At 73.5% G+C, this 22,195-nt stretch carries 20 protein-coding genes and 1 pseudogene; 11 read left to right on the forward strand and 10 right to left on the reverse strand.

The features are described 5' to 3' along the window. Window positions 1–29: 29 nt before the first annotated feature. From WHI96_RS21225 to WHI96_RS21240, 4 genes are read right to left on the reverse strand one after another with little or no spacing between them, the layout of a single operon-like run. Window positions 30–1,913 (reverse strand): S9 family peptidase, encoded by a 1,884-nt coding sequence (locus WHI96_RS21225; RefSeq protein ID WP_345651273.1) that lies wholly within the window; start codon window positions 1,911–1,913, stop codon window positions 30–32. Next, entirely contained in the window at window positions 1,910–2,509 is a 600-nt protein-coding gene (locus WHI96_RS21230) for a hypothetical protein (RefSeq protein ID WP_345651276.1), read from the reverse strand. Before WHI96_RS21230 ends, WHI96_RS21225 begins: the two co-directional genes overlap by 4 nt. Next, on the reverse strand, window positions 2,506–3,786 hold the full coding sequence (locus WHI96_RS21235; RefSeq protein WP_345651278.1) for an MFS transporter: 1,281 nt from the start codon (window positions 3,784–3,786) through the stop codon (window positions 2,506–2,508). The genes WHI96_RS21230 and WHI96_RS21235 overlap by 4 nt, the downstream gene beginning before the upstream one ends. Continuing rightward, window positions 3,783–4,418, reverse strand: a complete 636-nt coding sequence (locus WHI96_RS21240) for a DUF3159 domain-containing protein (protein WP_345651281.1) — start codon at window positions 4,416–4,418, stop codon at window positions 3,783–3,785. The genes WHI96_RS21235 and WHI96_RS21240 overlap by 4 nt, the downstream gene beginning before the upstream one ends. 138 nt (window positions 4,419–4,556) lie before the next feature. Between WHI96_RS21240 and WHI96_RS21245 the strand changes: the two genes are divergently transcribed. The 3 genes from WHI96_RS21245 to WHI96_RS21255 all read left to right on the forward strand — a co-directional run bounded on the left by WHI96_RS21245 (window position 4,557) and on the right by WHI96_RS21255 (window position 8,656). Next, the gene (locus WHI96_RS21245; RefSeq protein ID WP_345651284.1) at window positions 4,557–5,282 is read left to right on the forward strand and encodes a MerR family transcriptional regulator; all 726 of its coding nucleotides are present in this window, start codon (window positions 4,557–4,559) and stop codon (window positions 5,280–5,282) included. Between the two features lie 33 nt (window positions 5,283–5,315). Then, window positions 5,316–5,498, forward strand: coding sequence for a DUF4177 domain-containing protein (locus tag WHI96_RS21250; RefSeq protein ID WP_345651287.1), 183 nt, complete (start codon window positions 5,316–5,318; stop codon window positions 5,496–5,498). 86 nt (window positions 5,499–5,584) lie between these two features. Next, window positions 5,585–8,656 (forward strand): DEAD/DEAH box helicase, encoded by a 3,072-nt coding sequence (locus WHI96_RS21255; RefSeq protein WP_345651289.1) that lies wholly within the window; start codon window positions 5,585–5,587, stop codon window positions 8,654–8,656. A 67-nt stretch (window positions 8,657–8,723) separates the two neighbouring features. On the opposite strand, the gene WHI96_RS21260 is transcribed toward WHI96_RS21255, so the two are convergent. Beyond that, the gene (locus tag WHI96_RS21260; protein ID WP_345651292.1) at window positions 8,724–9,320 is read right to left on the reverse strand and encodes a hypothetical protein; all 597 of its coding nucleotides are present in this window, start codon (window positions 9,318–9,320) and stop codon (window positions 8,724–8,726) included. 411 nt (window positions 9,321–9,731) lie between these two features. Here WHI96_RS21260 and WHI96_RS21265 point away from each other — a divergent pair, with 411 nt between their 5' ends. Beyond that, entirely contained in the window at window positions 9,732–10,223 is a 492-nt protein-coding gene (locus tag WHI96_RS21265) for an inorganic diphosphatase (RefSeq protein WP_345651294.1), read from the forward strand. A 33-nt stretch (window positions 10,224–10,256) separates the two neighbouring features. On the opposite strand, the gene WHI96_RS21270 is transcribed toward WHI96_RS21265, so the two are convergent. Beyond that, entirely contained in the window at window positions 10,257–10,910 is a 654-nt protein-coding gene (locus WHI96_RS21270; RefSeq protein ID WP_345651297.1) for an MmpS family transport accessory protein, read from the reverse strand. An 886-nt stretch (window positions 10,911–11,796) separates the two neighbouring features. Here WHI96_RS21270 and WHI96_RS21275 point away from each other — a divergent pair. Beyond that, on the forward strand, window positions 11,797–12,084 hold the full coding sequence (locus WHI96_RS21275; RefSeq protein ID WP_345651300.1) for a hypothetical protein: 288 nt from the start codon (window positions 11,797–11,799) through the stop codon (window positions 12,082–12,084). Here the strand turns inward: WHI96_RS21275 and WHI96_RS21280 are convergent. Beyond that, entirely contained in the window at window positions 12,008–12,694 is a 687-nt protein-coding gene (locus WHI96_RS21280; RefSeq protein ID WP_345651303.1) for a TetR/AcrR family transcriptional regulator, read from the reverse strand. The genes WHI96_RS21275 and WHI96_RS21280 overlap by 77 nt on opposite strands. A gap of 47 nt (window positions 12,695–12,741) precedes the next feature. On the opposite strand from WHI96_RS21280, the gene WHI96_RS21285 reads away from it, so the two are divergent. The 6 genes and pseudogenes from WHI96_RS21285 to WHI96_RS21310 all read left to right on the forward strand — a co-directional run bounded on the left by WHI96_RS21285 (window position 12,742) and on the right by WHI96_RS21310 (window position 19,955). After that, window positions 12,742–13,701: an SDR family NAD(P)-dependent oxidoreductase gene (locus WHI96_RS21285; protein WP_345651306.1), complete on the forward strand. Its 960-nt coding sequence runs from the start codon at window positions 12,742–12,744 to the stop codon at window positions 13,699–13,701. Between the two features lie 194 nt (window positions 13,702–13,895). Beyond that, a pseudogene (locus tag WHI96_RS21290) lies at window positions 13,896–14,816 on the forward strand (ferritin-like domain-containing protein); the annotation flags it as partial. A gap of 206 nt (window positions 14,817–15,022) precedes the next feature. Continuing rightward, window positions 15,023–16,108 (forward strand): class F sortase, encoded by a 1,086-nt coding sequence (locus tag WHI96_RS21295; RefSeq protein ID WP_345651309.1) that lies wholly within the window; start codon window positions 15,023–15,025, stop codon window positions 16,106–16,108. Window positions 16,109–16,355: 247 nt separating this feature from the next. After that, entirely contained in the window at window positions 16,356–18,119 is a 1,764-nt protein-coding gene (locus WHI96_RS21300) for a hypothetical protein (RefSeq protein ID WP_345651312.1), read from the forward strand. A gap of 259 nt (window positions 18,120–18,378) precedes the next feature. Continuing rightward, complete coding sequence (locus WHI96_RS21305; protein WP_345651314.1) at window positions 18,379–18,879, forward strand: DUF3592 domain-containing protein; 501 nt, start codon at window positions 18,379–18,381, stop codon at window positions 18,877–18,879. A 383-nt stretch (window positions 18,880–19,262) separates the two neighbouring features. Further along, on the forward strand, window positions 19,263–19,955 hold the full coding sequence (locus tag WHI96_RS21310; protein ID WP_345651320.1) for a class I SAM-dependent DNA methyltransferase: 693 nt from the start codon (window positions 19,263–19,265) through the stop codon (window positions 19,953–19,955). 233 nt (window positions 19,956–20,188) lie between these two features. Here the strand turns inward: WHI96_RS21310 and WHI96_RS21315 are convergent, their stop codons facing one another. The 3 genes from WHI96_RS21315 to WHI96_RS21325 all read right to left on the reverse strand — a co-directional run bounded on the left by WHI96_RS21315 (window position 20,189) and on the right by WHI96_RS21325 (window position 22,143). Next, window positions 20,189–20,716 (reverse strand): Rossmann-fold NAD(P)-binding domain-containing protein, encoded by a 528-nt coding sequence (locus tag WHI96_RS21315; protein WP_345651323.1) that lies wholly within the window; start codon window positions 20,714–20,716, stop codon window positions 20,189–20,191. Between the two features lie 147 nt (window positions 20,717–20,863). Beyond that, window positions 20,864–21,793 (reverse strand): CPBP family intramembrane glutamic endopeptidase, encoded by a 930-nt coding sequence (locus WHI96_RS21320; RefSeq protein WP_345651325.1) that lies wholly within the window; start codon window positions 21,791–21,793, stop codon window positions 20,864–20,866. Continuing rightward, the gene (locus WHI96_RS21325) at window positions 21,790–22,143 is read right to left on the reverse strand and encodes a Rossmann-fold NAD(P)-binding domain-containing protein (protein WP_345651327.1); all 354 of its coding nucleotides are present in this window, start codon (window positions 22,141–22,143) and stop codon (window positions 21,790–21,792) included. Before WHI96_RS21325 ends, WHI96_RS21320 begins: the two co-directional genes overlap by 4 nt. Window positions 22,144–22,195: the final 52 nt, after the last annotated feature.

Below are 22,195 nucleotides of genomic sequence, written 5' to 3' on the forward strand. Positions count from 1 at the left end.
ATCCGGCACCCCACTCCTGCGCCGGTGGATCAGCGCCCGCGCAGGTGGGTGGCCAGGAACCGGTCGGCCGTCTCGAACATCGTCACCAGGTTCTCCTGGTTGACGATGGCGTGGCCCTCGTCGTCGAACACCAGGTACTCCACGTCCACCCCGCGTCCGCGCAGCGCGGCGACGAGGTTGTCGGACTCGGCGCGCACCACGCGGACGTCGTTGGCGCCCTGCACCACCATCAGCGGGGTGCGGATGTCGTCGACCCGGGTGATCGGCGAGCGGGCCAGCATGTCCGCCTCCTGCGCCGGGTCGGCGGGGTCGCCGACGTAGCGGTACCAGTTGTTGACCAGGCCGGGGCGGGTGAACTCCGGGACGGTGCGCAGGAAGTCCGCCAGGTTCGAGATGCCGACGTACTCCACCGCCGCGGCGAAGCGGTCCGGGGTGAACGCGACCCCGACCAGGGTGGCGTAGCCGCCGTAGGACCCGCCGAACATCGCGACCCGGTCCGGGTCGGCGTACCCGCGGGCGACGGCCCAGTCGACGGCGTCGACCAGGTCGTCGTGCATGGCGCCGGCGAACTCCCCGACCGCGGCCTCCATGTGGGCGCGGCCGAACCCGTAGGAGCCGCGGAACTGCGGCTGCAGCACGGCGTAGCCGCGGTTGGCCCACAGCTGCACGCTCGCGTCGAAGCCCCACCAGTCCCGCGACCACGGCCCGCCGTGCGGCATGAGCACCAGCGGCAGGCCCTCGGGTGCGACGCCGACCGGGAGCGTCAGGTAGGCGAGCATGTCCCGGCCGTCGCGGGCGGTGACCGTGACCGCCTCCATCGGCGCCATCGCGGCCGGGTCGAGGTCGGCGCGCGGGCGGAACAGCAGCCGCGACTCCCCCGTGGCGCGGTCGTGGAACCAGGTCTGCGGGTCGCGGTCGTGGGCGAACGTCGCGACCCAGCGGCGCCCGTCGACGTCGCCGGAGACCCCGGACAGGTCACCGTCGCACAGGCCGCGCAGCGCGGCGAGGACCTCGGCGAAGCCCGGGTCGACCGCGCGGATCTCCTGGCGGGCCCCGAGGTAGCGGACGCCGAGCAGCTCCCCGGTGCCGCGGTGCCGGATCAGCGGCGACGGCAGGCTGGGGAAGATCTGCGCGCGGACGTCGATGTCGTGCTCGGGGTGCCGGTCGACCTCGGTGACCTCGCCGGTGGTGGTGTCGAGCCGGCCGAGGTGCAGCCGATCGCCGTCGCCGTGGGTGCCGACCCAGATGCCGGTGCCGTCCGGGGTGGGCTCGTAGGGGTACACGCCGAGCGGGTGGGCGGCGCCGTCGAAGGTGGCGACGAGGTCGTCGCCGCGCCACACCTGTGCGACGCCGTCCTCGGTGAGGGTCTCGCGCAGCAGCTCGTCGCCGACGAGGGTCCAGCCCGCTCCCCCGCCGGGGCTCTGCGCGAGCACCGTCATCCCCCCGGTGGCGACGTCGAGCTCGCACAGGTCGAACTCGACGGGGTTGCGGGCGTTGCTCTGCAGCAGCAGCGTCCCGGGCCGGTCCGGCCGCTGCTCGATCCCGAACGTGGTCGCGCCCTCGAACGGGGTGAGGTCCACCGCGGGGGCGTCCGGCGCGGTCAGGTCGACGCGGAACACGTGCCAGTTCTCGTCGCCGCCGGTGTCCTGCAGGTAGAGCAGGTGGCGGGGGTCGTCGGTCCAGAGGTAGCGCAGCACGGTGCGGGTCTCGTCGGCGGTGACGCAGCGCTCGTCACCGCCGTCCACGTCGGTCACCCACACGTTCAGGCGCCCCTTCCAGGGGGCGAGGAAGGCGATGCGGGTGCCGTCCGGGGAGATCGTGGCGGCGGTGCGGTCGGGCATCCGCAGCAGGTCGCGGGCGGGGATCCGGTCGGGCAGGGCCATGGTGGTCTCCGGGGTCGGGGTGCGGGTCACAGCGCGGTCCAGATCGTCTCGGCGTCGACGACGCGGTGGCGGCGCCAGGTGAGGGCGCGCTCGGCCGCGGCGAGGACGCCGGCGACCAGGAGGCCCGTGTTGAGCCAGCCGGGCAGGGTGAACGGTGAGGTGAAGGTCCCGAACCGTGCGGCGACGGCGTCGATGCCGGTGAGCATCTCCAGCCCCACCGGGACGGCCAGGACGAGGTTGACGAGCAGCACGACCACGGCGACCGCGGCGATCGTGCGGCTCACCGCGGGTGAGCGGCGGGCGAGCCGCGCGCGGCGGTACTCGAGCGTGCCGGGCACCGGGGGCAGCCGCCGCTCCCCGCCGTCGTCGGTGACCAGGTGCATCCGGGTGATGCCGTAGAGGCCGGCGTCGACCTCGATCCGGCCGCCCGGCACCGGCAGCGACGCCGGCATCTCCGCCCGCGCGACCTGCTCGCCGTCGCGGTACAGGCGCGCGTCCCAGTCCTCTGCCTGGTCGACCTCGACGGTCCACATCGCACCCGGCCCACCGGGCTCGGGGAGATGCGCCGCGTAGAGCGAGCGGGTCAGGATCTGGTGGCGGCGCAGCGGCCGCAGCCGCCGGCTCACCGGACCCCCACCGCGGTCGGCACCGGGACGTCGACGTCGGCCGCACCCGGTTCGCCGAGGTCACGGAACGCGGGCGCCACCAGCGCGACGAGCGCGGTGCCGACCGCGACCGCGGCGAGCGCGATCCCGGCGGCGCCGAGGCCGACCGCGGAGGCCAGCGCCGCGACCGGCGCCGCGGTCAGCGCGGGCGCGGCGAGCAGCAGGGTGTTCTGCGCTCCGAGGACGCGGCCGCGCAGGGCGTCCGGGGTGGCCTCGATGGTGAGGACCCCGAGCACCGCGCCGACCGGGGCGTTGGTGAACCCCACGAGCGCGGCGGCGCCGAGCACCACCCACGGCGAGGCCAGGCTCCCGACCAGCGCGAACCCGGTGCCGAAGCCGAGCATCCCGAACACGAACCAGGTCCGGCGCCGCACCCGGTTCACCAGCGCCGCGTACAGCACGGAGCCGGCCAGCCCGCCCGCGGCGAGCGCGCTCAGCGTCAGCCCGGCGAGCGCGGGCAGGTCCAGCGCCGTGAAGTAGGCGGGCATCAGCGTCGTCTGCAGGGCCGCGATGACCGCGACCAGCACCGCCGACACCAGCGTCGCCCCGAGCACCAGCCGCTGCCCGGCGAGGAACACCCACGACGCCGCGAGATCCCGCACGGCCCTGCGCACCGCACCCCCCGGAGCGCTGCGCAGAACCACCTCGACCCGCCCGGCCCGCGGGTCCAGCAGCGCCGCGGTCAGCGCCGCGAGCAGGCTCGTCGCCGCCGTCACCACCAGCACCGTCGACGCCGGGCCGGCCAGGGCGACCAGCAGGCCGCCGATCGCCGGACCGGCCAGCAGCAGCACGTTGGCCAGGTTCTCCCGCAGCGCGATCAGCCGGTCCAGCCGGCCCGGCCGCGGGTCGAGCCGGACCAGTGCCGGCAGCAGGACCTCCTGCGCGGTCATCGCGGGCACCCGCACGACCGCGCCCAGCACGCCGAGCACCAGGAAGGCGGTCATGCCGAGCCCCCACAGCGCGTCGACGACCGGCAGCGCCGCGACGACCGCGGCCCCCAGGACCCCGGCGACGACGGTGACCAGCCTGCGGTCGACCCGGTCGACGACCAGCCCCGAGACCAGCCCGGTCAGCGCGGACGCCGTGGTCGTCACCGTCGCCAGCACGCCCGCGGCCAGCACGTCCCCGGTGCGCTGCAGGACCAGCAGCGGCAGGACCGCCGCCATGATCCCGCCGCCGAGCAGGGTCAGCCCGTAGGCGGCGAGCCACAGCGCCGGGCTGCGTCGCAGCGTGCTCACCGGACCAGGGCCTTGGTGCTGCGCCGGAACGCCCAGACGACCACCAGCGCGGCCAGCACGGTCAGCGGGGTGCCCATGGCGACCCGGGCGATGCCCAGCCCGCCGGTGGCCTCGGCGACGTAGAGCCACTGCTGGATCCCGAACCGCGCGCCGAGCACCAGCGCCGCGGCACCGGTGGCGAGGTCGTGGGCGCGCAGGACCGCGGGCGTCGAGCGCCAGGGGTGCGTGCCCCCGTGGACGGCGTTCCAGATCACGCCGGTGATCGGCCTGCGGGCCAGCAGCGACCCGGCCGTGACGACGAACCCGGCCAGCGAGGCCCAGATGCCGATCACGAAGAAGTCGCGCGCCGACCCGGTCCAGGCGACGATCCCGGCCGCCAGCGCGACGCCGAGCAGGCTGCCGACCGCCGAGCTGAACCTCTCCCGCTTCAGCAGCCGGTACCCGAACAGGGCCAGACCGGTCGCGACGGCGATGCCGATGGTCAGCGGCAGGGACAGGAAGGCGTTCGCCGTCACGAACACGATCACCGGGATCGTCGAGTAGACGAACCCCGCGGTCCCGCCCATCTGGTCGAGCAGGCTCGGGGTGGCGCGGTCGCGGGTCCTGTCGTGCTGCGGCTCGGTCATGGTCATGCCGTCCTCCCTCGTCGTGATGTGCTGCAACGAGGGAAGGCCGTGCCGCCACGGCACACTCAAGCCCGAGGGCCCGTCGTGTGGTTCAGGTCACTGTCGGCTTGACCGTGCCGCGACGGCACGGTGTGGGCTCGCCCCATGACGTGGAGCACCCGGGAGATCGCCGAGCTGGCCGGCACCAGCCTGCGGGCGGTGCGGCACTACCACGAGGTGGGGCTCCTGACCGAGCCCGCACGACGGGCGAACGGCTACAAGCAGTACGGCGTCGAGCACCTGGTCCGCCTGCTGCGCATCAAGCGCCTGGCCGATCTCGGGTTCTCGCTGCCGCAGATCGCCGACACCCTCGACGACCGCGACCACCCCGAGCAGGCGCTGCGCACGCTCGACGCCGAGCTGGCCGCCACCGTCGACCGGCTGCAGCGGGCGCGCGTCGAGCTCGCCGCGATCCTGGAGCGGCGCGCACCGGCGGACCTGCCGGTCGAGCTGGCACCCGCGCAGGCGTCGTCGCTGACCGACGCGGACCGCTCGCTGGTGCTGCTCATGACCCGGGTGATGGGGCCGCGCAAGCTCGCCGCGTACGGCGCGCTGCTGCGTGACATGCCGGCCGACCCCACCGACGGCGAGTTCGACGCGCTGCACGCCGACGCCGGGGAGGACGTCCGCCGCGACCTCGCCGAGCGGATGCTGCCGCACGTGCGACGGGTGACCGACGCCCACCCGGAGCTGCGCGGCCCGGACGACGACGCCCCGCGCGGCGCCCGGGTGCTCGCCGAGACGACGAACGCGGCGATGCACGAGCTGTACAACCCGGCCCAGGTCGACGTCCTCGTCCGGGTCGCGGCGCTGCTGCGGACCGAGCACTGACCGCTGTCCACCGCGTGATCGAGAGGGAGAGAGATGTTCGACCACAAGCTGCTGAAGTACAAGCTCGGCTGGAAGGGCTTCGACTACGCCGTGATGGAGCAGGAGCTGAACGAGCTCGGGACGCAGGGGTGGGAGGCGGTCGGGACCCTGGTGCCCTCGTCGGGCAACGGGCAGGCACTCGAGATCGTCGTGATCATGAAGCGGGCGCGGGGGTGATCACCACCGCCGGGTGACACGCCGGCCGGCCGGCGACGATGCGCGACGGCCGCGTGTCCGCCGGGGTCACCCGGCAAGCTGACGGCGTGAGCGAACCCCTGCGCGCCGGGGCGCACGAACGCCTGCGCACCGCCCGGCTCGACACCGCCCTCGCCGCCGTCGGCGACCTGACCCCGCGCTGGGACGAGGTCGAGGAGGCGACCCAGCCGCGGGTGCTGTCCCGGCACGTGGCCGGGGTCGTCGAGCAGGCGCTCGCCGGCCGGGACCCGGAGCAGCGGGTCGCGCTGGTCAACCGGCTGCTCGCCCAGGTGGAGCGCGAGGAACAGGTCTCCGCCGACCTGCAGCAGCTCATCGCGCTCACCCGGGAGATCGCCCCCGGGGTGCACGAGGTCCGGCGCCCCCTGACCCCGCTGTCGGACGCGGCGCTGTTCACCAATGCCGCCGGCGAGCCCAGGCTGCACACCGCGCTGCAGTCCGAGCTGTCCAGCGCCGACCGGGTCGACCTGCTGTGCGCGTTCATCCGCTGGCACGGCATCCGGCTGCTGGAGACCGAGCTCGACGTGCTGCACGAGCGCGGCGTTCCGTTCCGGGTCATCACCACCACCTACATGGGTGCCACCGAGCAGCGGGCGGTCGACGAGCTCGTCCGGCGGCACGGTGCCGAGATGAGGGTCAGCTACGCGAGCGCGACCACCCGGCTGCACGCGAAGGCGTGGCTGTTCCGCCGCGACTCCGGTTTCGACACCGCGTTCGTCGGGAGCTCGAACCTGTCGCGGTCCGCGCTCGTCGACGGTCTGGAGTGGAACGTCCGGCTGTCCTCGGTGGCCACGCCGGAGCTGATCCGCAAGTTCACCTCGACGTTCGACTCCTACTGGGCCGCGCCCGACTTCGTCCCCTACGACCCGGACCTGCCCGCCGACTCCCAGCGTCTCGCCGACGCCCTGGGCCGTCGTGAGGACGACACCACCCCCCTGTCGGGGCTGGAGGTCCGCCCGTTCCCGCACCAGGAGCAGATCCTCGAAGCCCTCGCGACCGAGCGCGAGGTGCACGACCGGCACCGCAACCTCGTCATCGCCGCGACGGGGACCGGCAAGACCGTCGTCGCGGCGCTCGACTACGCGCGGCTGCGCCACGCCCACCCGCGGCTGCTGTTCGTCGCGCACCGCAAGGAGATCCTCGACCAGTCCCGGCGCACCTACCGCAACGTGCTCGCCGACGGCGCCTTCGGCGAGACCCACGTCGGCGGGGACCGCCCGCAGCGCTGGAACCACGTGTTCGCGAGCGCGCAGTCACTGGCGTCCTACGGGGTGGAGAACATCCCACCCGACCACTTCGACGTCGTCGTGATCGACGAGTTCCACCACGCGGCCTCGCCCACCTACCGCGCGCTGCTCGACCACCTGCGGCCCGCCGAGTTCCTCGGTCTGACCGCGACCCCCGAACGCTCCGACGGCGTCGACGTCCGTGACCTGTTCTTCGAGGGACGTACCGCCGCCGAGCTGCGCCTGTGGGACGCGTTGTCGGCGGACCTGCTGGTGCCCTTCCACTACTTCGGGGTCGCCGACGACATCGACCTCACCGGGATCGAGTGGAAGCGCGGCAGCTACGACACCGGTGCGCTCGACCGCCTCTACACCGGCAACGACGCCCGCGCCGCCAAGGTCATCCGCGAGACCCGCGCCAAGGTCACCGACGTGACCGCGATGCGGGCGCTCGGGTTCTGCGTCTCGGTCGCGCACGCCGAGTACATGGCGCGGGTGTTCACCGAGGCCGGCATCCCCAGTGAGGCGGTCACCGGGCAGACGGCCCGCGACGACCGTGACGACGCCCTGCGGCGGCTGCGGGACCGTCGGGTGAACTGCCTGTTCGCCGTCGACGTGTTCAACGAGGGCCTCGACGTGCCGCAGGTCGACACCGTCCTGCTGCTGCGCCCCACCCGGAGCGCGACGGTGTTCCTCCAGCAGCTCGGCCGCGGGCTGCGCCGGGCGCCGGACAAGGCGGTGCTCACCGTTCTGGACCTCATCGGCCAGCACCGCCGCGAGTTCCGCTTCGACCTGCGCTTCCGGGCTCTGACCGGCAGCAGCCGGGCCGGGGTCGTCCGCGACGTCGAGGAGGGCTTCCCGTTCCTGCCGTCCGGCTCGGCGATGGTGCTGGACCCGGTCGCCCGCGACATCGTGCTGGACAACGTGCGCAGCCGGCTCCGGTTGTCCCGCAAGGACCTCGTCGCCGACGTCCGTTCGCACGGCGAGTCGGCCCTGGCCCGCTACCTGCGCGAGTCCGGCGGCGAGCCGGCCGACGTCTACCGCGGCAAGGGCTCCTGGACGGCGCTCCGCCGCGACGCGGGCCTGGCCGTCCCGGCCGCCGGACCGGACGAGACCGCACTGCTCCGGCGGCTCGCCGTGCTGACCCACGTCGACGACCCCGAACGGGCCGCCGTCTACGCCCGCGTCGCCGACCCGGCCGGTCCGGGCTACGCCGAGCTGACCGAGCGCGAGCAGCGGCTGGCCCGGATGCTATTCTTCCAGCTCTGGCCCGACCGCGGCGGGTTCGACGGCTACCAGGCCGGGGTCGACCACCTGCGCCGCCACCCCGCGGTCTGCGCCGAGATCCGCGAGCTGACCGCGTACACGCTCGACCAGGCCCGGCACCTGCCGCGCTCGCTGGGCGAGGGGCTGCAGAACGTGCCGCTGCAGAGCCACGCGCACTACCGGCGCGAGGAGATCCTGGCCGCGCTGGACTGGGCCTCCTTCGCACGCAAGGCATCCGGGCATGCGACCGGCGTCGTCTGGGCCGACGTCCCCCGGGTCGACGCGCTGCTGGTCAACCTGCACAAGACCGAGCGGGACTTCTCCCCCACCACGATGTACCGGGACTTCGCGCTGCAGCCCGACCTGTTCCACTGGGAGTCGCAGAACGCGGCCTCCCCGGAGACGGGGATGGGCCGGCGCTACCTGACCCACGCCGAGCAGGGCAGCCACGTGGTGCTGTTCGTCCGGGACTCCCCCGGCGACGACATCGGCCCGGGCGCGCCGTTCCTGTGCCTCGGTGCCTGCCGCTACGTCTCCCACCAGGGCAGCAAGCCGATCGCGATCACCTGGAAGCTGCGCCGCGCCATGCCGGGCGAGACGTTCCGGGCGGCGAGCGTCGTGGCGTCCTGAGTACACACCCTGACCTCGCCACCAGGACGACGAGCGGATGGCCGCGGCCGCCGGCCGACCCGCGCCCTCAGCCGGGCAGCCGGGTCCAGTCGCGGTCGTCGACGTCGGTGCCGAACGCGTCGAGGGTCACCGTCGTCGAGTCCTGGCGCTGCTCCGGCAGCCGGATCCGGCGCACGTGGGCGCCGTCGAGCCACACCTCGCCCGGTTCGCCGTCGCCGGTGGTGACGGTCAGCCGTCGCCACCGCTCGCCGCGGTCGGCGACGACACCGTGGTCGTGGGCGTCGGTGACGTCGGCGAGCCGGTCGAACGCCGCCAGCGGGGTGACGATCCGGCCGGGATCGGTGAGACCCAGCCGGTCGAGCCTGCGGCCGGGCCGCCCGCTCCAGACCCGGTCCTCGATCTGCACGAACGCGATGTGGTCGTGGCCCACCATGGCGCGGCGCCGGGTGAGGTCGAGGACACCGCTGGTGACGACCTGCCGCGGCACCCGGCGCAGGACGGCCCGCGCCAGGGCCGGGAGGGGGCGCCGTCGCCGCGGGAGCGCCTCGCCCACGGCGCGGGTCCCGGACATGTCCATCAGCAGGGTGGCGCGGGCGGTGCCGGCCGCGACGGTGCGGCCGACGGCGTCGCGCAGCCGGACCATGGCCGGGCTCTCGGTCGTCATCGTGGGACCTTTCGCAGGTGGCTCGGGGACGGGACCGAGCCTGCCCGTCGTCGCGGTCCGGCGAATCGGTCCGGAGGACGATTCACGTCTCCACCGCAGGGAGGAGGCGCGTCCTGCCGACCTGCTCGGCGGGGTTGCGGGCGCTCGGACCGCTGACCCGCTCACCGGGGCCGCGATCCTGGACTTCTCCGGCTGGGCCGGGTGGTCCGCGGGGTCGGTGACCGTCCAGGGTCCTGAGCGCTCCCGGGTCGAGCTGCAGCGATCCGAGGCGACGTTCGCCTCGCGAGGGGCGAGGGACGGATCCGTTCCGATACTGACCGCCCGACCGGGTCCCCGTCCCTCCGCAGGGGTGCGCCCCGCCGGGCGAGCGTGTATCTCCTTCACCTGACGCCCAACGCATCGGAGGAGCCCGTGGAGTTCGACATGCTGGTCGAGGTGCCGAAGGGCAGCCGCAACAAGTACGAGGTGGACCACGAGACCGGGCGCATCCGGCTCGACCGGACGCTGTTCACCGCCACTCAGTATCCGGGTGACTACGGCTTCATCGAGGACACCCTCGGGGAGGACGGCGACCCGCTCGACGCCCTGCTCGTCACCACGGGCGAGCCGCTGTTCCCCGGCGTCCTCGTGCTCGTGCGCACCATCGGGATGTTCCGGATGACCGACGAGGCGGGCGGCGACGACAAGCTGCTCTGCGTCCCGGCCCACGACCCCCGGCTGGAGAACCTGCGCGACATCCACCACGTGCCCGAGTTCCACCGCCAGGAGATCCAGCACTTCTTCGAGATCTACAAGGACCTGGAGCCGGGCAAGAGCGTCGAGGGCGCCGACTGGGCGAACCGGGCGGCGGCCGAGGCGGAGCTGGAGGCGTCGCGGAAGCGGTTCCGGGAGACGCCGCACTGACGGTCTCCCGGCCCACCCCCGACGGCGGCGACGTCAGCGGCGTCCGGTGCAGGACACCGCGGAGTAGTCGCCGTCGGCCGACTCCTCGGAGATCACGGCGCCGTCGACGAGGATCCGGCAGGCGAGCTCACCGGACCCACCGGCGGCGGTGACCGAGTAGTCGGTGGGCTCCCCGGCCGCCGGGGAGGTGCGCTCCCAGGGCAGCGCCGCCCCGGAGACCTGGGCGACCGAGGTGCCCCGGCCGAAGGTGATCGTCACCCCCGAGCCGGTCCCGGTCACCTCGTAGGTGATCTGGGCCGCCGCGGGCGCCGTGGCGGCGTCGGTGGCCGGGACGGCGCCGGGCCGGCCGCCACCGGTCGAGGCCCCGAACGCGACCGTGCCCTCCCGCCACGCTGCCGGGGTCTCGTCCTCGGTGCCGCCGAACACGGCGAGTCCGATCGGCACCGCGACCGCGGCGGCCGCGGCGACGCCGACGACCCACGGCCACCGGCGACGACGGGTGTCCTCCGGCACGGCGCGTCGCCGTCCACGGCGCGGCGGGTCGTCGGCGGGACCCTCGGGGTCGTCGTGGTCGGGCGCCGGGACGTGCTGGGGCCCGCCGACGTCCGGACCGGGGTCGAGGTCAAGCTCGCGCGGGTCGTAGCCGAGGTCGTGCGGGTCCGTCGGACGCGCCTCGACCGGGGGCACGCCGCGGTCGTCCCAGAGGGACTGCGGGGGCCCGCCGTCGAGCCACGTCCGGCTGTCGCGCGGGCCGGATCCCGGTCCGCCCCACGGACCTGCCCCGGAGGCGGGAGGGTCACCGTCGTCGGCGCGACGACGTCCGCCACGGCGGGGACGACCGGTGTGGTCGTGTCCGGGCGGGACCGCCACGGTCGGCGGCCCGACCCCCGGCCCCGGGTCGTCCGGGGCGGTCCCGGTCGCGTGCCCGCCCCCGGGGCGCAGGTCGGGCGAGGAGGTGCCCGTTCCGGGACCCTCCGGTGCGCGCCGACGACCGGGCCGCGGACCGCGGTCGATCCGACCCGCCCCCGGCCGACCGTCGCTGTCACGCTCCGTGATCGATTTGGAGCGCGGCGACGCATCGCCCACGGGGTCCGACCGACGACCGCGAGCCGCAGCCGGCCGGGCCTCGGGCTCCCGGGCGGACGGGAAGACGATCCCGGCGACGAGGTCCTCGGGCGAGAGGTCCCGGGCGAAGGGCTGGACGGCGCCGTCCGACCGGTCCATCACCTCGACGGATCGGCGCCGCCCGCGTCGGGCCACCGGGGACGACTCGTCCCCGAGCACCCACCGACCCGAGTCCGGGTCCCATCTCGGTCCTGACACGACGCCCCCCTTGGTAGCCGTGCCGATTCAACGAGTCGGACGCGTGGCGGTTACGGAACGCGGTCGCCGTCACGTGGGATGGTCCCCGTTCGGCCCTGCCGACGGACCCGTTCGGACCCGCCGGGACTGTCGCTCCCGGGGGGGCGGCCGCGCGAGCGGGCGTTGCCGGGTTCGCGCGTGCCCCGTCGTCCGGCTGGTGAGCGGCCTCGATGATCCCCGCGACGCCGGTCCGGGCGGTTACCGTCGCCCCATGAGCGCCAAGTCCGACTCCCGGCTCGCCGAGTTCCTGCGCCGGGTGGAGGCGGGCGGCGACGACGCCGCCCCGGCCGCCGTCGTCTTCGGGACGGGCGAGGTCTCCGAGGTGCAGGAGTCGATCGCGCTGCAGTTCGCCGCGACCGTCCGGGAGCTGGGCCACATCGAACCGGCCGGTGGTCCGGACGGCGGTCTACGGCAGGTGCGGCTCACCCCCGCGGGCCGGGAGTGGCTCGCGGAGTACGACCGGAGCGCCCCGACCCTGCACCCCCGCTTCTCGTCGTAGCCGCGGGCGCGAGAGCGTGGCACGCGCGCCGGACGACGGCGTCGGCGTAGGCGTGGTCGAGCGCCCCCGTCCGCAGCTGCCACCGGTGGAAGACCGGCGCGACGAACAGCTCGAACACCTCGACGTCACCCACGGAAGCGTCGATGTGCCCGGCGGTCCTCGCCGTCGCGAACCGGTGGGCGAACACGGCGATCTGCGGGGCGAAGACCTGTTCCAGCACCTGCGCACCGACCGCGGCGTCGACGAGCGCCTCGACGCACAGCGCCCGCAGCAGCGCGTCCCATGCGGGCACCGCGAGCTCGTCGACGACCGAGCGCAGCACCGCGGTGAGGTCGGCCGCCAGGTCGCCGGTGTCCGGGATCCCCCCGTCACCGACGGCCGCGTGCGCGTTGCGGTGGGCCACGGCGTCGACCAGCAGGGAGCCCCGGCGCGGCCAGCGTCGGTAGAGCGTGGCCTTGCCGACCCCGGCACGCGCCGCGATCGCCTCCATCGTCACCTGCGGGTACGGCAGCTCCGCCGCCAGCGCGAGTGCCGCCTCGAGCGCGGCCGTGCGCGCCCGTTCGGAGCGGCTGGTCGGTACCGACGGGCGGTCACGGCTGTCGTCGTCCACGCGATCAGGATAGCCATCGAAACGGAACGTTCCGTATCGTCAGCTCCATGAACGTGCACCACGACGACGAGGAGAGCCCCGTGACCGAACGACCTGTCTGGCTCGTGACGGGCGCCGGCCGTGGGCTCGGCCGGGCGCTGACGCGGGCCGCGCTCGCGGCCGGCGAGCAGGTGGTGGCCACCGTGCGACGGGCCGACGCGCTCGCCGACCTGCGTGCGGAGTTCCCGTCGGCGCTGCACACGGCGACGGCGGACGTCCGCGACCGCGAGGCGGTCCGGGCCGCGGTCGACGCCGGGGTCGCGCGGTTCGGACGTCTCGACGTCGTCGTCAACAACGCCGGATACGGCCTCGTCGGGGCGGCCGAGGAGGTCGGCGAGGCCGAGGCGCGCGACATCGTCGACACGAACCTGCTGGGACCGCTGTGGGTGGCCCAGGCGGTGCTCCCCCATCTCCGCGCCCGCGGAGCGGGGCACATCGTCCAGATCTCGACGACCGGCGCGGTCGGCGCGATGCCGACCCTGGGTCTCTACAACGCGGGCAAGTGGGGACTGGAGGGCTTCTCGCAGGCACTCGCCGGCGAGGTGTCACGCTTCGGCGTCCGCGTCACCGTGGCCCAGCTCGGCGGGTTCGACACGGACTGGGCGGGCCCGGGAATGCACTTCGCGCGCCCCTCCGCCGTCTACGACGACCTGCGTCGCGAGCTGTTCGGGACGGCCGAGGTCCCGTGGCGCACGGAGGGGCCGCTCGGAGCGCCCGTGGACGTCGCGGTCGAGGCACTGCGTCGACACGTCGTCGCAGCCGAGGGACCGTTCCGGCTTCTCGTCGGGGCCGATGCGCCCGGCCAGGTCACGACCGCGCTCCGGGCCCGGTGCGAGGACTACGCCGGCGACAGCCGCTTCACCTGGCCCACCCCCGGACACCCTGCCCCCTCCACAGGAGGCGCCGAACAGCGGACATCCGCCGATCGGACGTACGCCACGCCATCCCCCGGAGCATCACGTCAGTGATCTGCATCACATCGTTCGGCGAACGTGAACCTCTCGAGGTCTGCGACCGAAACGAGGACGCATCACCGAACGATGCAGTCACCTCCGGACCTCGCGGGTGGCGCGGCCGAGGACAGGGCCGTCGCTGCCGGGTAGCGACCACGGCCCCTCGTCGGCTCGACATGCCGTGGACGCGCAGGCGAGGGAGACCCCACATGTTCGACCGGAAGTTCATCACCGCGGCCATCACCAGGAGCGCGGAGACACGGGTGGATCGGCGGCGCTTCCTGCGCGCCGCCGGGCTGACCGGGCTGGGAGTGGCCGGGGCGAGCGTGCTGGGGGCGGGCACCGCGTCGGCCCAGGAGGAGGAGTCCGGCGAGATCAGCGACGCCACGGTGCTGAACTTCGCGCTCAACCTGGAGTACCTCGAGGCCGATTTCTACCAGCGGGCCCTGACCGGGGAGGGCCTCCCCGACGACCTGATCGGCGGGGCCGGTCGTCCCGGTCCGGTGACCGGCGGCACGAAGGTGCCGTTCCAGGACGACGCGGTCCGCCAGTACGCCGCCGAGATCTCCGACGACGAGAGGAACCACGTCCGGTTCCTGCGCACCGCGCTGGGCGACGCCGCGGTGTCCCGTCCCGAGATCGACCTGCGGGCCAGCTTCACCGCCGCCGCGACCGCGGCCGGCCTGATCTCCGGCGGCGAGACGTTCGACCCGTTCGCGAGCGACGAGAACTTCCTGCTCGGCGCGTTCATCTTCGAGGACGTCGGGGTGACCGCCTACAAGGGAGCGGCGCCGCTGATCACGAACAAGACGTTCCTGTCGGCCGCCGCGGGGATCCTGGCCGTGGAGGCCTACCACGCCGCGAACATCCGGACGTCCATCCTGGCCAAGGGACTGGCCGACTCCGCCGACAAGATCTCCGACGCCCGTGACTCCCTGGACGGCGCGGACGACCTCGACCAGGGCGTCACCGTCGACGGGAAGGCCAACATCGTCCCGGCCGACTCCACGAGCCTGGTGTTCAGCCGCACCCCGGGCCAGGTGCTCAACATCGTCTACCTGACCCCGACCGCCGCGACGTCGGGCGGGTTCTTCCCGAACGGCGTCAACGGCGCGCTCAACACCAGCGGCAGCGGCGCGGTCGCCCCGTCGGGCGGTGCCGAGACGGGCGTTGGCGGTGCCGCCGGTGGCCTGGACGCCGGCGGGCTCGTCGCCGGGGCGGGGGGTCTGCTCCTGGGTGGGGCCGGCGTCGCGGCGGCGATGGCCGCCCGGTCCCGCAAGACCGAGGGATGAGGTTCGGATCCGGACAGGGCGGTGGGCAGCCACGCGGCAGGTGGGTGCCCACCGCCGTCCTGGCCGTCGCCGGGCTCGTCACGCTGGGCCTCGGGCTGGGTGTCGGCCTCTCCGCCGACGACTCGGCACGGCCGGTCACCGTGGTGGAGGGGCCGCCGGCCCCCGTCCCGGACGGGGTCGACGGCGGGCGCGGCGGAACAGCCGCGACCGGCCCCGTCCCGGCGTCGCTGCCCGCCTCGGAACCGGTGTCGCTGACCATCCCGTCGATCGACGTGACCACGGGCCTCGACCCGCTCGGTCTCAACCCCGACCGGACCGTCCAGGTGCCCACCGACTTCGACCGTGCCGGGTGGTACACCGGCGCCCCCACCCCCGGCCGGATCGGGCCCGCGGTCCTGCTGGGACACATCGACTCCTTCCGCGGTCCGGCCGTGTTCCACCGGCTCGACCGGCTCCGCCCGGGAGACGTCGTCGAGGTGGACCGCGCCGACGGCGTCCGCGCGCGGTTCGCCGTCGAGGCCGTGCGCGAGTACCCGAAGGACGCCTTCCCCACCGAGGAGGTCTACGGCGCGACCGACCACGCCGGGCTGCGGCTGATCACCTGCGGCGGTCCCTTCGACGCCGACGCCCGGAGCTACCGGGACAACACCGTCGTGTTCGCCCGCCTGATCCCTCCGGCACCCGCCGTCGCGCCACCGGACGCCCGGGCCGCCGGGGAGTCCGCGGGGCCGGCGGGCACCACCGGCCCGCCGACCCTCTACGGACGGGTGGTCGAGGTGGACGGCCCGGCGACCGCGGTCGTCGAGGTGCAGCGCCGCCGGCTCGCCGTCCGGGTGATCGGGCTCGGCGCCACCCCGGCCTGCGCCCGGGATGCGGGAACCGCCTTCGCCCGGCTGACGCTCACCGACCGCACCGTCACGCTCGTGCCCGACCCGACCCTGCCGGTCTCCCCCGACGCGCCGGAATGGGCCCCCTACCTCGTGCTCGACACCCAGCAGTCCTACACCGACGCCGCCATCCTCGCGGGCTGGGCCCCCGCCGGGGAGGGCCGCTACCGGTCGGGGTTCCTCGAACGCGAGCGCACGGCCCGCGACGCGGGGGTCGGGATGTGGGGGCCGGGTTGTCGGTGAGCCGTGCCCGACCCGTCGGACGGGTCGTCTCGCGTGGCCTCCACCTGCGAACACCTCGCACCCGACACACCCGCAGGTCGGCCTCGACCACCTCGTTCGACGGGGGTTCTCTCCACGCCGTCACCGGCACGTTGATCGCACCGATCTCATCACGCCGGCCCGGGGCGCGGCTAACGCCGCGAGCGATTTCGCTGACTTCTCGTGCATGTCACGTGGACGGTCGAAGGTCCGGGCGGTACTCGCCACTGTGGTAGGACTCGTCCTGTTCGCCGGGGTGGCGATCGTCGTGCTGCCCCGGCTCGCTGCCGACGAGGACGGCGTGGTCGGCACCGACGGGCTGACGCTGGAGATCGGTGGAATCCGGATCACCGCGCCTCCCGGAGTGGCTCCGGAGGGCACCCGGCTGAACGCACGGATCGCCGACGCTGCGCCATCGGTCGGGGCCGGAGCGGTACCCGGTCCGGTCGGCGCGGGCATCACTCTCGATCTCGACGGCGGGTTGCAGCCCGCTCGGCCGGTGTCGATCACCTTCCCGTCGACCGAGACGTACTCCGTACGCACACCTGCCGAAGTGACGCAGCCCGACGACCGGGCACCGTTCGTGCTGACCCAGCCGTCCGACGGCTCCCCTCCGGAGCTGCTGCCCGCGCGCTGGGACCCGGTAGCACGAACAGTGTCGGTGGACGTCACCCACTTCTCCTCGTTCTGGGAGAAGCTGACGACAGCCAGGCGGATGATGGAGCAGGCGGTCGGCGAGCTGAACGGCTCGACCGCCCGCCCGGACTGCGCCGGTCGAGACGTCGAGCTCGGAGACGGCGGCCGCCTGACGATCGACGGTCCCGCCGGCGGGTCCGCGTGGGCATGCCTGCGCGCCGACGACCGCCACTACTACGTCGACCTCACCAACAACTCTCCCGAGCCGTGGGACATGCGCGCGGCCCCGGACGCAGTGCTGCAGCCCCAGCGGCCGACCGGCGTGGCCGACTCCGTGGCGATCCGCCTCGCCGAGCTCACCTGGGCGGGCCGGTCCGGCGCGCCCGGCGTCCTCCCCACCGGTGGTACGGCGTCCTATGCCTTCCCCCTCGGCTCGGCTCCGGGGACCGTCCGGCTGACAGCGGACCCCGGCACCCTGCTCGTGTCGCAGACCCTGTTCGCGGTGGACGTCGTCGCGTCGGTCTTCGGGGTCACGATGCTCCAGAGGATGCTGGAGCTGCCGGAAGCGGTGGACTGCCTGTCCTCCGTCGCCGAGGCGACCGGAAGCCGTGGGCTCGATCCGGCGGCGGCCGCCCGAGTCGTCCGGGCGACGCTGGACTGCATCGGCCCGTTCATGGCTCGGATGGGAATGGACAGTCCGGTCGTCGCCGTCATCACGGCGATCCTGGGCAGCGGGATCGGCCTGATCGTCGCGGGCGTCGCCGCGATCGTCGACACGGTCGCCGGGCCGTTCCGGATCGTCGTCCGGTCCTCGGGGCGGCCCACCGTGATCACCGACCTGGCCCCGGTGGACGGTTCCGGCAGACCCGCCGACGGCTGGACGGTTCGCGACGAGGGCGCCGCGATCGACTGTGGGTACACCTCCCCCGCCGGACGCGACCCCGGCGTACAGACCTGCGGCCCCGCGGCCGCAGCGGCCGACGCCTGCTGGGCGGAGCCGGGCGGAACCACCGCCCTCTGCCTGCGCAGCGCATTCGACACGGTGCTGTACCGCCACCCCGCCTCGAACCTGTCCTCTCCCCGGCCGTCGGGGGTCCCCGTGTCACCGTTGAGCCTGGAGCTCGATGACGGCACCCGCTGCGAACTGCGCAACGGAGGCTCGTGGCCCGGCCGAGCCGACGACGAGACCCTGTACGGGGCGTACAGCTGCTCGCCGGACGACTCCACGGTCGTCTGGGGATCACCGAAGGGCGACATCGCCAGGACGACCGATCGGTGGGCAGTCCAGATCGGCGGTACGACCGGACCGTTGCGCACGAGGGGCGTCCGCCAGGCCTGGTACGTCAGGACCGGCTGATCTCGGCGCGGACCTCGGCCCGTGCCAGTGGGTGGGCAGCTTCCCAGATCGTGTACGACCTGGGGGATCAGCGTGCTCTGCGCATGACGGTGGGTCGACGGCGTCGGCACCCGTCGTAGGTCCAGCGGCATCGTCCAGGGAGTTCGGTCGACGGCGACAGCGAGCCGCTGTCCGAGGTGGACCGCTGCTCCGCGGTCGAGCTGGACTCGTCGAGCCACCGCCGCCGGAGCCGTTCGACGTCGGTGCATGATTCCGTACCGTGGCGGTCTCGGTCGATCATGGGGTCGAGCATCGCGGAGGCCGGCCGACTACAGCGGAGGGAATCGGTGGCGTGCAGGCAGTTTCATCGATGAACGTCTCGGCATTCGTCTTGATTCTCGGCGGAGCACTGTTCGCACTGTTCCCGGCACTGACCTGGCGGAAAGTCGCGCGGCTCGAACGGACTGGCGTGAGGGTGACCGGGGTGGTCACGTGGGCTGATCCCCTCCGGACACCGTCGGAGCCGTCCGAGATGCAGGTTCGGTTCACCACTCTCGACGGTCGTGACCGCCTCACCCACTTCGACGTGCTTCCCGAGGACAGGCTTCCGATCGTCGGTGACGAGGTCCGGCTCGTCTACGACCCGAAGGACCCTCGCCGCACCCGCCTGGTCCACGCCCGCAGCGCGAATCCAGCGGCGACCCTGTTGACTCCGATCGCCATCGGAGCCGTCGCGATCGTTGCGGGCGTCGTCGTCGCCGTCGTGCAACTTCTCGGATGAGGCAGACGTCGGGCCGCACTTCGGTTCCCATCGTCCGGAGGACCTTCCTGTGAGGTTGCTGCGAGGAATCGGTCGTCACCGGGACGACGCCGTCGGACCGGCCGGCGCCTGGACGTGCAGCAGCCCGACCGAGGCGCCGGAACTCCCGACCTCTCCGGTCGCGATCAGGTACGGGGCCCGTGTCCGGTCTCCTCCTCGACCCCGGGCCGCGGTCTCGGCGGGCGAGTCCCCGTCGTCGAGCAGACCGCCGGGGAGTTCCCGGTTCCACAGGTCCGGCACGGAGCGGTGGCGCCGGCGACACGGGTGCACCGCTCGGCTACCGTCCCGGCTCCGTCACCGCGGGGGAGGCTGTCGAGGCCTGCGCGCTCCCTAGTGTCGGGCGCATGGCACAGCCGGAGGCTCTGGAACGGACCCGTCAGGACTACGACGAGGTCGCGGAGCTGTACGACGACATGGTGCGCCGCGGCGACATCGTCACCGATACGCTGTGTGCCGCGATGGTGGACGCCTTCGCCGGTCTGGTCCGGGCCGGTGGACCGACGAAGCCCGTTGTCGATGCCGGGTGCGGACCCGGTCAGTGGACCGATCATCTGGACCGGGCCGGGATCGAGACCCACGGCGTCGACCTGTCGCCGGCGATGATCGCGATCGCCCGCCGTCGTCGCTCCGACCTGAGCTTCGAAGTCGGGTCCATGCTCGACCTGCACGCATCGGACCGGTCGGTCGCCGGCGTCCTGGCCGGCTTCTCCTTGATCCACACACCGCCGCACATGGTTCCGGACGTTCTGGACGAGTTCGCTCGGGTGATCGAGCCGGGCGGGCCGCTGCTCGTCGGTGTACAGATCACCGACGATGCCGGCGCCGAGGGCTGGATCCCCTACGACCACAAGGCGTCACCGGCGTACCTCTGGAGCCTCGACGCGCTCAGTGAACTCCTGAGAGCACACGACTTCTCCGAACTCGGACGCATGCGCATTTCCGCTCCGGCTCCGGGCAAGCCGCATGCCGGCTACCTGCTCGCCCGGCACAGCGCCAACTCGTCCGAGCCCGCGCAGTCCGGCCGGGGCTCGCTCTGATCAACGGAGATGAAGCTGACACTCCCCTACTGATGGTGCCTGGCCCGCATCGGGGCCGCGCCCTGGTCGCGGTCCGAGCACGAGCTGCAGTGGATTCGCACCGCATTCGTGGGCAGGCATCTCCCCGGTAGGGGGCGCGGCAGCCTCAACAGCGGTCGTGTACGGCTGCTTGCGTCGAGCGCCTGCCGACCATGATCTCCCAGGTCGTGCCCAGCCGGCCGCGCAGCCGGGGATCAACCGCCGAAGGCGTGGCGGTGGTCGCCGGCGAAGGCGATGAGGTCCAGGGCCGGACGGCCGAGAAGCTCGGGGATCGCGGGGTCGAGAACCGCGGCCTCGCCGCGGCGGTAGTGGGCGTAGTCCTCGAGCAGTCCGGCGACCTGCCAGGCGGGCAGGACACCGTCCAGGACGGCAGCGAACTCCGACTCGGACAGATCGCGGAACTCGACGGGGCTGCCCGTGGCGGCGGCGATGGCCTGGGCTGCCCGGGTGTGGGTGATCGCGGCAGGTCCGGTGAGCGTGTAGACCGCGCCGGCGTGGCCGTCGTCGAGGAGCACGGCTGCGGCGACCGCCGCGATGTCGCGGGTGTCAACCATGCTGACGCGGGCGTCGCCGATGGGGGCACCGAGCGACCCGTGCTCTCTGATCGCGGGTGCGATGGACGGTGACCCCTGCAGGAACAGGTTCGGGCGGAGTACGACGACCTCGAACGGGAGCGTCTCGAGGTGTCGTTCGACCCGGGCGTGCCAGCGCAGGAAGCGCACCGGCGACGACGACCTGGGCCCGGGCGTCGACGGCTCCGGGAGCAGGCTGCCTGCGGCTCATCGCCCGGACCGCGGCTCCCCGCTCGGCGAGCATCGGGACCAGAGCCGTACCGATCTGTCCGGTCGCCGTGGTCACCAGCACGCCGGTCATCGTGTTTCCACCTCGTGGGTCGTGTCACGCTTGAGGAACCGCACGCAGATCACCAGGAAGAGCGTCGCGATGACCAGCGACGACAGCGCGCTCATGATCGGGTCGAACTCGGCGACGGTGAACAGGGCGGGCGTGCTGACCGCGGTTCCCGCCGTGCCCACGAGCAGGATGGTCGCGATGTTGTTGGCGAAGTGGGCGCCGATGGCGAGCTCGGTGGTGCCGTCGATCAGCGATACCACGACCCACACCACTCCGGTGCACAGGAAGTAGCCGAAGAACACGGTCAACCAGCCACCCGTACCCGCCTCCGGGTTTCCCAGGTGGACCGACGTGAAGGCCACCGCCGAGACGAGGGCGACGAACACCCGGTTCCCCCACACCCGACTGGCGGCCTGGACGACGTATCCGCGGAAGAACAGCTCCTCGGTGGTGGTCTGGATCGCGGTCAGGACGAGGGCGAGCGGCACGAACAGCGCCAGTGCCGCCAGATCGTCGCCCATCGAGAACGTGCCGGGCGACAACGCGAACTGTCCCCCCTGGGCCAGGCACCACAGCACGAACCACACGACGAAGCCATGGCCGACGCGGCGCCAGTCGATCCTCTCCCGGGCCGTGACCAGCGTCCGGAGGGGGCGGCGGTGGATGCGGGTGACGGTCAGGACGATGCCGGCGACGAAGAACGGGAAGCCGGCCATGGTGACCACGAAGCCGGCCGGCGGGCTCAGCGCGGAGACGACGAGCCCACCGGTGAACGCGTAGACGAGCGCCAGGCTGGCGGCGGTTCCGACGACGAGATACAAGACGAGGATGACCACGAGGCCGAGCAGGTAGCGCCACCACCTGTACTCACCCCGTCCGGCCTCGTCGACGTAGGTGGGCTGTGTCGTCCTGCCCGTGACGTCGCCGGGCGTCTTCAAGATCTTCATTGCGGATCTCCTTCGTGGCGGTGTGTTCTGGTGCGGAGCGGGGCTTGCTCGACGGCCCCGCCGCGGAACGAGCGGGCGGGACGTCGTCGGACACGCCGTCCTGCGCCGGGCAGCGCGATCCGGCGCGCCCGGACCCCGGTGGCGAGCGCGTCCTCGGTGAACCCCTGCGCGAAGGGTGACGCCCGCAGGATCGTGCCGCGCCCGGTCGCGGCGACCTTCTGCTCGGCGACCGCCGTCGTGTCGCCGAAGTGTCCGGCGAAATGCTCCAGGCCTGGTCCGGAGGTCATCACGACGCGTCGGACACCCGCGGCGATCGCCGTGTCGACGAACGGGCCGATGGGCGCGGGCACGGGTCAGGAGTGCACATGGGAGTGGTGCCTCTCGGTGTCGGCGAGGCCGTCG

The organism is Pseudonocardia tropica (assembly GCF_040105315.1).
Lineage (GTDB): Bacteria > Actinomycetota > Actinomycetes > Mycobacteriales > Pseudonocardiaceae > Pseudonocardia > Pseudonocardia alni.

What these genes read in the sequence shown, in the direction of transcription:
- WHI96_RS21275 (WP_345651300.1), top strand. Translation starts at nt 11,797, where the DNA reads ATGAGCGCCAAGTCCGACTCCCGGCTCGCCGAGTTCCTGCGCCGGGTG.
- WHI96_RS21240 (WP_345651281.1), bottom strand. Translation starts at nt 4,418, where the DNA reads ATGACCATGACCGAGCCGCAGCACGACAGGACCCGCGACCGCGCCACC.
- WHI96_RS21260 (WP_345651292.1), bottom strand. Translation starts at nt 9,320, where the DNA reads ATGACGACCGAGAGCCCGGCCATGGTCCGGCTGCGCGACGCCGTCGGC.
- WHI96_RS21245 (WP_345651284.1), top strand. Translation starts at nt 4,557, where the DNA reads ATGACGTGGAGCACCCGGGAGATCGCCGAGCTGGCCGGCACCAGCCTG.
- WHI96_RS21250 (WP_345651287.1), top strand. Translation starts at nt 5,316, where the DNA reads ATGTTCGACCACAAGCTGCTGAAGTACAAGCTCGGCTGGAAGGGCTTC.
- WHI96_RS21285 (WP_345651306.1), top strand. Translation starts at nt 12,742, where the DNA reads ATGAACGTGCACCACGACGACGAGGAGAGCCCCGTGACCGAACGACCT.
- WHI96_RS21310 (WP_345651320.1), top strand. Translation starts at nt 19,263, where the DNA reads ATGGCACAGCCGGAGGCTCTGGAACGGACCCGTCAGGACTACGACGAG.
- WHI96_RS21320 (WP_345651325.1), bottom strand. Translation starts at nt 21,793, where the DNA reads ATGAAGATCTTGAAGACGCCCGGCGACGTCACGGGCAGGACGACACAG.